The sequence below is a fragment of the Chryseobacterium contaminans genome, from assembly GCF_001684955.1.
GTDB classification, from domain to species: Bacteria; Bacteroidota; Bacteroidia; order Flavobacteriales; family Weeksellaceae; genus Chryseobacterium; species Chryseobacterium contaminans.
On the sequence record NZ_MAYF01000292.1, the window covers coordinates 1 to 429 of the forward strand.

Genomic DNA, 429 nt, shown 5'->3' on the forward strand with positions numbered 1-429 from the left:
TTTATTCCCGCTGATCGCTACACTTACTGACTGTCCTCTTTGCCGGCTTGTCTGCTGGTCTTCATAATCTCATCCATGTATCCCTGAGTCCTGACATCCACACTTTGTCTGCATACGGATGTTCCAGACATCCATGTATGGATGTCCGGAATGTCTGGCTACGGATGTCTGGATATCCGGACTCCGGATATCCGGACAAGGAGATATTCAAAGTATTTTCTTTACTGTTTTCTGCAATCACTCGACGAGGATATGCAGAACAACATCGCGGAGTCGATGGTGCAAATGAGTATGTAATTACTTATGGCATTTCCGGCATGTTTCCCTTGAGGATGTTGAGAAGATGACTGAGAACTTACCTTACGGAATTGCTACGTACTCCCAATGGTTGAATGGCGAGGTTTCGGCTGAAGTTTTGTCAGAGGTCTT

At 45.7% G+C, this 429-nt stretch carries 1 protein-coding gene; it reads right to left on the bottom strand.

Annotation, left to right across the window (positions count from 1 at the left end; translation table 11 throughout):
* Window positions 1–61: 61 nt before the first annotated feature.
* A complete protein-coding gene (locus tag BBH99_RS22125) occupies window positions 62–241 on the bottom strand; it encodes a hypothetical protein (protein WP_123873187.1) in 180 nt (59 codons plus the stop codon).
* Window positions 242–429 lie beyond the last annotated feature (188 nt).